The organism is Streptomyces sp. BoleA5, assembly GCF_000373665.1.
Classification (GTDB): Bacteria; Actinomycetota; Actinomycetes; order Streptomycetales; family Streptomycetaceae; genus Actinacidiphila.
Genome location: NZ_KB892106.1, coordinates 120,077 through 128,150 on the forward strand (window position 1 = coordinate 120,077; position 8,074 = coordinate 128,150).

The window sequence follows — 8,074 nt, forward strand, 5'->3', positions numbered from 1 at the left end:
AATAGATTTTATGCGCAGAGCGTCTTGGACGCTATGAGCACAGCTCATGCATGGTGGATCTCGTCAGTCCCACACGACTTCGGTACTCGCCAAAAGGAGTGACCATGCAAGACCTCGCCGAGGGAGTCGCACGTTTTCAGCGAGGCGTCTTCCCCGCCAAGGCGGCGCGCTTTCGGCGCCTCGCCACCACGCACCGGCCCAGCACCTTGTTCATCAGCTGCTCCGACGCGCGTGTCATACCGGAGCTGATCACGCAGAGCGAGCCGGGCGACCTGTTCGTCATCCGAACGGCCGGAAACCTGGTGCCCGCCTACGCCCCCGGCGCTGACGGGGTGGCGGCGAGCATCGAGTACGCCGTCGCCGTCCTGGGCGTGTCCGACATCGTCGTCTGCGGTCATTCCGCCTGTGGTGCGATGACCGCTTTGGCCGACGACCACGACCTCACCGCCCTGCCGGCCGTCGCCCACTGGCTGCGACACGCGGACGCCTCCCTGGCCCGTGCGGCACGCGCGGCCAGTGCCGAGCCCGGGGCCGGGGCCGGGGCCGGGGAGGACAAGGTGAGCGTTCTGATACGGAGCAACGTGATCGCCCAGCTGGCGAACCTGGCGACGCATCCTTGCGTCGGCCGAGGCCTGGCGGCGAAGACGCTCACGCTACGCGGCTGGGTCTACGACATTGCCACCGGCGCGGTCGACCAACTCGACCCCGGCACGGGCTCATCCGCCGCCCTCGCGGCCTGAGCCGCCCTGCCCCTCTCCTCAGGCCGCCGTCCGGCGGTCTGGTCCCCCGACCGTTGGAGTCCGCTGTGCCCGCCGTGGTGCGGGCCGGCATGTAGGAAAGGAGCACCTGATGGTGCACGCCCAGTTCGACCCTGCTGCTCGCCAGGCTCTGGCCGCCGAAGTCGTCGAGGCCAAGACGCGCAAGGACCTGTCCTGGCAGCAGCTCGCCGACGTCAGCGGCCTGTCGGTCGCATTCACCACCGCCGCGCTGTTGGGTCAGCATCCCCTGCCGGAGGCCGCCGCGAGGGCGGTCGCCGAACTGCTGGACCTGGATGAGGAGGCGGCCGTACTGCTTCAGACCATCCCGGTCCGCGGCTCCATCCCCGGCGGCGTCCCGACCGACCCGACGATCTACCGCTTCTACGAGATGGTCCAGGTCTACGGCACCACGCTCAAGGCCTTGATCCACGAGCAGTTCGGCGACGGCATCGTCAGCGCGATCAACTTCAAGCTCGACGTGAAGAAGGTCGCCGACCCCGAGGGCGGCGAGCGCGCGGTGATCACCCTGGACGGCAAGTACCTGCCCACCAAGCCCTTCTGACCCAGCCGTTCGCCGTGCCGGCGGCCGCTGCCGATGAGGCGCCCGGGCCGGCACGCCGATTCGCTTCGAGCGACCAGGGCCACCACTACGGGGCCCCGCCGCTTCCCGCGCCCCCAGCACGACATGGGGTCGCGGTGAGGCGGCGGGGCCTTGCGCTCACTCCGGCCACGGGATCAGTCAGGACGACGGCGGAGCGCCGAGCGTGTAGAGACGGGGCGGTGTCAGCGTGCCGTCAGCGTCTTCCGCGCCCGAATCAGGCGTCACGCGAGCCGGCCATGGCGCCGCGCTCGGGGCCTGGCGGCTGCCGCACAGCATCGCCGACCCCGTTCAAGCTGTCCTCGCTCTGTTTCCCAACGCCCCGAACCGAGCTGCAAAGGGCCGGGGTGCCCCTACGGACACCCGGGCTGTGAGTGGAGGCGACGGCGTGCTCAGGCAGCGGTGGCCACGTCTGCGTGAGCGGCCCGCAGCAGGGTGCGGGCGGCGTCCTTGGCGTGACGGGCGGGCTCTGGAGACCCGGAGATGGCCGCTGTGGTCATCGCGCCCTCGGCGAGGGGAACGAGCTGGTCGGTCGGCCACGCGGGCGCGTCTGCGGCGGCCACGAGATCGGCGAGATAGCGCCGAAAGGCATCCTTGTGGGCCTTCGCGATGTCGGCCACGGCCTGGGACGTCACTCCCAGGTCCCCGAAGGAGTTGATGAAGCTGCAGCCGCGGTAGTCCGGCTCGCTGAACCAGCGGAACAGCCAGTCGAAGACCGCCAGAATCCGCTGCGTAGGTGAGTCGTGGGCATGAGGCCTCACAGGATGCCGGTTCCACCGACCTCGCTGATCAGCGCGCCCGCCGACCGCCAGGTCAGCGGGCGCGCACGCGCATCCGGTCCGGTGACCGACGAATATCGGCCCCAGCCCAAGGATTCGGCGCCACAGCGACCGCAACGTCATAGACCGCGGGCCTGATGCTGATCGGGCAGGCCTACCGGATGCCACGTGCATACACCTGGACACGCTGCGTCATCGGTAGAGAGACTGGATCATGGCGTCTTCGACAAGCCCGCACGACGCAACTGCTTCTGCGCTCGGGTACCTCTACCAAGCAAAGTGGGCACTGCTGGAATTGCTGCGCGGCGCCCGGGAGCGTCCCGACGGGGCCGTCAGCCTGGAGCTGCATGACGACGTCGCTAGGGAGGAGGCCGGCCGGCCGGTCGATCTGAACCGTTCCGGGTTTGGTGGAGACTCGAACACGTGTAGGGATTCGAGTCATGGCACGACCCTCCTCCTATCCGCTTGAGCTGCGCCGACGTGCGGTGCGGATGGTCGCCAAGGTTCTCGGCGACTACCCGAACGAGTCCGCCGCATTGAAGGCGGTCGCTCAGAAGCTGGGTATCGGCTCGACCGAGACGCTGCGCAAGTGGGTCCGGCAGGACCAGATCGACTCCGGGCAGCGTCCGGGGACGAGCACGGAGGAGTCCGCGCAGGTCAAGGCGATGAAGAAGGAAATCGCCGAGCTCAAGCGTGCGAACGAGATCCTGAAGGCCGCGGCGTCTTTCTTCGCGGCCGAGCTCGACCGGCCACATCTGCGCTCGTAGCGTTCATCGACGAGCACCGGGACCGCTTCGGCGGCGTCGAGCCGATCTGCAGGACGCTCACCGAGCACGACTGCCAGATCGCACCCTCCACCTACTACGCCCACAAGCAACGCCTGGCGTCCCCGTCTGCCCGCACGGTGCGGGACACCGCACTCAAAGAGCTGATCCACGAGGTCTACGCCTCCAACTACCGTGTCTACGGAGCCCGGAAGATCTGGCGGGAGCTGAACCGCCAGGGCCATCCCGTGGCCCGCTGCACCGTCGAGCGGCTGATGCGCGAGCTGGGCATCGCCGGCTCGGTCCGCGGCAGGAAGGTCGTCACCACGATCCCGGATCAGGCCGCCGAGCGCGCCCCGGACCTCCTCGACCGCGACTTCGTCGCCACCGCCCCCAACCGCTGCTGGGTCGCCGACTTCACCCACATCTCGACCTGGGCCGGCGTCGTCTACGTCGCTTTCGTCGTGGACACCTTCTCCCGCCGGATCGTCGGCTGGTCCGCCGCAACCTCCAAAGAGACCAAGCTCGTCCTGGACGCCTTGGAGATGGCCCTGTGGCAACGCGACCGCGACGGACACCCCTATATACAGGGCGAGTTGATACATCACAGCGACGCCGGGTCGCAATACACATCGTTCGCGCTCGCCGAGCACCTCGACCAGGCCGGTATCGCCGCGTCGATCGGATCGGTCGGCGATGCTTACGACTGTCAGTCTTTTCGCACCGGATCCCGCAAGGATCGGGTAGTCCCGGCTGAGGCGGTCTGACTCTTGCTTATGACTGACCCTACGGGTGTCCTGGCGTTGATCTGCCGACCGCCCGGCCGGGCACGCAGCAAGCGCTGCCGCCGGACGGATGTGACCTGATAGGAGCCTGGAGCCGACTCGCCAAAGCGTCCCCGTGACAGTCCTGTCCGTCCGACCGGCGACAGCGTGAACCCCACGTTAGCGACCGGAGGGACCAACCGTGCACCACAGTGAACAGCCCAGGTCCGGGCATGTCGTGATCGGCGTCGACACCCACAAACACGTTCACGTCGCGGCGGTGATGGACACGATCGGCGGGATCCTGGCCACCTTGACGATACCCACCGACACCGGCGGCTTCCAGCAACTGGCGGACTGGGGCGCCTCGTTCGGCACTGTGCTGGCCTTCGGGATCGAGGGCACCGGCTCCTACGGCGCCACCTTGACCTCGTTTCTGCGCCGGGCCGGCCACAAGGTGGTCGAGGCCGGCCGACCGGACCGGCGACTGCGACGCATGAATGGCAAGTCCGACACCCTGGACGCAGAGAATGCCGCCCGCGCGGTGTTGGCCGGGTTCGCGACTGCCACGCCGAAGACCGCCGACGGCGGAGCCGAGATGATCCGCCAGCTCAAGATTGCCCATGACCAGGCCGTTGAACAGCGTGCCAGTGCGATGGTCACGATGAAGGCGATGCTCGTCCACGCCCCGGACACCCTGCGCCGGGAGACTGCAGGCAAGACCCAGATCAGCCTGGCACGACAGCTGGCCGCTCTGCGTCCGCGCCGTCTCGAAGGCCCTGAGGACGCGCTTCGTCACACCCTGCGGACGCTCGCCAAGCGGTGGCAGTACCTGGACGCCGAGGCGAAAGAGCTGACGAAGATGATCGGCGACCTGGTACAGCGGGTCGCCCCGCAGCTGCTCGAGCCATTTGGCATCGGCGTGGACACGGCCGCGGAGATCCTCGTCGTGACCGGAGACAACCCTGAGCGGATCAAGTCCGAGGCCGCTCTCGCCAAGCTCGCGGGCATCGCACCCGTGCCCACCGGTTCCGGCATGACCAGCGGCCGGCATCGCATCAACCACGGCGGCCACCGCCAGCTCAACGCCGCGATCTACCGAACCGTCATCGTCCGCATGCGGTTCCACCAGCCCACGATCGACTACGTCGCCGCCGCACCGCCGAAGGCAAGACGAAACGCGAGATCATCCGATGCCTCAAACGCTACGTCATCCGCGAGGTCTACCACCTGATCCGACCCGCCCCACGGACGACCTCAGCAGGGAGTTGACAAGTATAGGAGCGTCAACGCCCTGATGGAGAGCACGATCGGCCTGTTCAAGACCGAACTCATCAAGCCCGGCCGACCCTGGAAGACACTCTCCCAGGTCGAGCTCGCCACCGCCGAGTGGATCGACTGGTACTGCCACCGCCGACTCCACGGTGAGATCGGCCACGTCCCGCGCGTCGAATACGAGGCCGCCTACTACACCGCAGCCACAAAATCGCAGGTCGCAACCACCATCTGAGACCTCTACCGAACCCGGAACGGTTCATTCGCTACAACTGGCGCGACGGCGACGCGCTCGTCCCGCAGGAATAGATCACCGAACACTCCTGACCACCAGGCGAGCACTAGGGCGTGTATCGAAAGCGCGGACAGGCCGGGCGGGGTGATGCCCCGGTCCGGCCCGCCCGCTCTCTGCTAAAGGTCGAGCTGATGCTGGTGTGTCGTGTGCGTGGGTGTGTAGCCGAGACCGTCGTTGATCTGTCGCATGTGCGCGTTGCTGTCGGCGGTGTCGGTCCGGAGGCCATCGAGGTTCGGATAGTCCCTATGGGCTTGCCGGATCGACTCGGCCTTCATCCATCGGCCGAGGCCGTGACCACGGTGCTGGGGCAGCACGCCCGTGCCGTAGTGCTGGCCGTCACCTGCGCCGTTGCCAGGGATGACGAGTTCGGTGAACCCCGCGATCGAGCCGTTGGAGGCGTCGATGGCGACGACGGTGTGCAGGCGGTCGCCGCGCTGTTCGACGGCCTTCGCCGCAGCCCGCACACGGTCCACGTCCCAGGCCACCGTGCCGTACTCGGCGTCGTCCATGGGCATGTCGTCCATGGCGCGGCGTGAGGCGGCGAACGTCCGGGCGAGTTCGTCGGGGACGGTTCCCTGCCATGACGTCAGCCGGTAGCCGGGGTGCGGACGCTCGACGATTCCGGCGAGGATGGTGGTGTCCACGTCGGCCAGTGCCAGGCGGGTGTACCTGAAGGTGAGGACCTTCCGGAAGCCGCGTGCCGCCAGGAAGTGGTCGCCGGGCGATCCGGCTTCGGCCTGCGCTACGACGCGGCGTCGGGCGTTGTCCCGGGCGGTGGCCACGGCGGTGTCGAGGAGCCGGGAGCCGACGCCCTTGCGGCGCTCCGCGGGATGAACGCGGAGGTCGAGCTCGGCGAGGTGCTCTTGTCCGCCGTCGAGCAGGCGCAAGAAGGCGGTCCCGGCAGGGATGGAGTCCGTGTCCGAGGCCAGCCAGGCGAGACGCCGGCCGTGCGGCCCGTGAGCGGGGTCGGTCAGTGGGGTGATGCGAAGGGACAAGGTGTCTCCGTCGTGAGGAGGTGGCAAAGGTCGGTACGCGAGCTCAGCTCCTGGGCACTCGTGCGCATGTGCTCCACACCTCCTGGTCGACAGCGCCGGCCTGCACCGATGCGGACGGCTGGGCGAACCTAGCTGGCCGATTGACTTCTGGGCAACGGGTTATTGAAAAGGCGGTGCGCGTGCGTGGTCACAGCCACTCGTTGATGGCCGCAACGAGGACGGTCGCCTCATAGCGGACCGCGAGCTTGTCGTATCTCGACTGATGCCACGTTCGACCGCATGCCGAGCTTGTAGTCCTCGGCGTCGAACTTGGGCGGCCGGCCGCCGTGAGCGCCGAGTCTCTTGCGGTTGCGAGCCTGGTCGACCTTGCCCGGGATGGTGCCGCGAATGCCACGTCGGCACAGGTAGGCGCGGTTTCTGCGGGAGGCGTACGCCTTGCCGGCCCGCACACGATCGGGGCGGACGCGTGGCCGGCCCGGCCCGATGCGGGGCACGCGAACCCTCTCCAGCACCGGTTCGAACTGCGGCGAGTCTCCACGCTGCCCGGCCGTCACCACGATCGACATGGGCTTATGCCCCTGCTCGACGGCCAGGTGCAGCTTGGTGGTGAACCCGCCGCGCGAACGCCCCAGCCCGTGATCACCAGGCTCGGCAAAGACACCACCCGGTAACTCCTTCTTCAGGTCACCCCGCTTCCGGGCCCCGGCCGCATGCTGATGGGCACGGCACACCGTGGAGTCGACGCTCGGGTCCCACGTGATCGCACCTTTCGCATCGGCCAGGGACTGGAGCTGGGTGAGGACCCGGTGCCAGGTGCCATCCCGTTGCCACCGGCGGAACAGGTCGTAGATCCGGCCCCACGGCCCGTACTCGACGGGTACGTCCCGCCATGGAACACCGGTCCGGACCCGGAACCGTATGCCGTCGATGAGCCGCCGCCGAGACCAGACAGGCGACCGACCTGCCTTCACGCCCTTTGGCAACAACGGTTCCAACACCGCCCACTGATTGTCCGTGAGATCTCCCCGCGCCATGAACCAAGATCATTCACGCCTTGAGATCCACTTTCGACACACGGCCTAGCAGCGCGCTGATGGCTCCCAGCTGGCCAGAGAGAGCCCTGTCAGCAAGTCGCGCGATTGGCGGGGTAATTTTGATCGGGAGCCTCAATGATCGGTGCATCGGGCTCTCGATCAGTTCTTCTGGAAATGATGAGCCAAGCTTCCTACCTGCGCCGCAACATCGCGCCTGCCTTCTGACCTGCGCCGACGCCGTGGTTGGTTGTCATCGCCTGTCAAGCCTGGTTTGCCTCGGACGGCCCGGAGACGGCCCCGCCTGGTTGTCTGGGCGCGTGGAGGCACCTCTTATGGTCAGTCATCTTCGATGAATGTCGGAGCTGGCGACCACGGTGCGGGTAGATCCTCGCTGGGATCACCGGTAACAACGCGTGGATAGCGGCCGTGCCACCACCGATCCCGTCTGCCGGAGACCGCAGGGGTCTGCCGCATGGGCGCTGTGGCGGCGATGAATCGATCATCCCAAGTATCAAGGAAGGGTTGGCGGACGGCTCGCACCCTCGCAGACAGGATCGGCCAAGCTTCGGCTAGCCAATCTCGGCAGGCCAGCTCGTTGTGGTACTCCCAGATCCACTGGGTATCGAAGCCTGCTTCGACGTCCTTCACCACGAGCCGCCACCTGGCCAGCGCCTCGTTGAGCGTCCAGCCGCTTCGATATCGGCCGGACAGTGTCTTCGCGGCCGCGAGTACGGATGCGTAGTCCTCTTCCGTGAGCGGCTCGCCGGCCAGTTCATCCATGCCCGCACCGTAGCGCGTAGGTCGGAGGAACG

Annotated in this window: 9 protein-coding genes and 1 pseudogene; 6 read left to right on the plus strand and 4 right to left on the minus strand. The window is 67.6% G+C overall.

Annotated features, from left to right (window positions below):
* The first annotated feature begins 104 nt into the window (after positions 1–104).
* Both B085_RS0120995 and cynS read left to right on the plus strand, forming a co-directional pair.
* Positions 105–740 (plus strand): carbonic anhydrase, encoded by a 636-nt coding sequence (locus B085_RS0120995; RefSeq protein WP_018560551.1) that lies wholly within the window; start codon positions 105–107, stop codon positions 738–740.
* A 109-nt stretch (positions 741–849) separates the two neighbouring features.
* On the plus strand, positions 850–1,320 hold the full coding sequence (gene cynS / locus B085_RS0121000; protein ID WP_018560552.1) for a cyanase: 471 nt from the start codon (positions 850–852) through the stop codon (positions 1,318–1,320).
* Positions 1,321–1,748: 428 nt separating this feature from the next.
* Here the strand turns inward: cynS and B085_RS43235 are convergent, their stop codons facing one another.
* The gene (locus tag B085_RS43235) at positions 1,749–2,117 is read right to left on the minus strand and encodes a hypothetical protein (protein WP_018560553.1); all 369 of its coding nucleotides are present in this window, start codon (positions 2,115–2,117) and stop codon (positions 1,749–1,751) included.
* Positions 2,118–2,575: 458 nt separating this feature from the next.
* On the opposite strand from B085_RS43235, the gene B085_RS0121010 reads away from it, so the two are divergent.
* The 4 genes and pseudogenes from B085_RS0121010 to B085_RS43250 form a co-directional block, all read left to right on the plus strand.
* Positions 2,576–2,902, plus strand: coding sequence for a transposase (locus B085_RS0121010; protein WP_026251281.1), 327 nt, complete (start codon positions 2,576–2,578; stop codon positions 2,900–2,902).
* Positions 2,903–2,907: 5 nt separating this feature from the next.
* Positions 2,908–3,666: an IS3 family transposase gene (locus tag B085_RS43240; protein ID WP_234018630.1), complete on the plus strand. Its 759-nt coding sequence runs from the start codon at positions 2,908–2,910 to the stop codon at positions 3,664–3,666.
* Positions 3,667–3,901: 235 nt separating this feature from the next.
* Entirely contained in the window at positions 3,902–4,897 is a 996-nt protein-coding gene (locus tag B085_RS43245) for an IS110 family transposase (RefSeq protein WP_234018628.1), read from the plus strand.
* A gap of 54 nt (positions 4,898–4,951) precedes the next feature.
* A pseudogene (locus B085_RS43250) lies at positions 4,952–5,173 on the plus strand (integrase core domain-containing protein); the annotation flags it as partial.
* Between the two features lie 176 nt (positions 5,174–5,349).
* On the opposite strand, the gene B085_RS0121030 reads toward B085_RS43250, so the two are convergent.
* The 3 genes from B085_RS0121030 to B085_RS49425 all read right to left on the minus strand — a co-directional run bounded on the left by B085_RS0121030 (position 5,350) and on the right by B085_RS49425 (position 8,042).
* Positions 5,350–6,228 (minus strand): GNAT family N-acetyltransferase, encoded by an 879-nt coding sequence (locus tag B085_RS0121030; protein ID WP_018560557.1) that lies wholly within the window; start codon positions 6,226–6,228, stop codon positions 5,350–5,352.
* 187 nt (positions 6,229–6,415) lie between these two features.
* A protein-coding gene (locus B085_RS43255) for an IS5 family transposase (protein WP_420706614.1) occupies positions 6,416–7,262 on the minus strand; the annotation gives its coding sequence in 2 pieces (ribosomal slippage) (positions 6,416–6,491 and positions 6,490–7,262; 849 coding nt in all).
* 336 nt (positions 7,263–7,598) lie between these two features.
* Positions 7,599–8,042 (minus strand): hypothetical protein, encoded by a 444-nt coding sequence (locus tag B085_RS49425; protein ID WP_158689791.1) that lies wholly within the window; start codon positions 8,040–8,042, stop codon positions 7,599–7,601.
* Between the last annotated feature and the right edge of the window lie 32 nt (positions 8,043–8,074).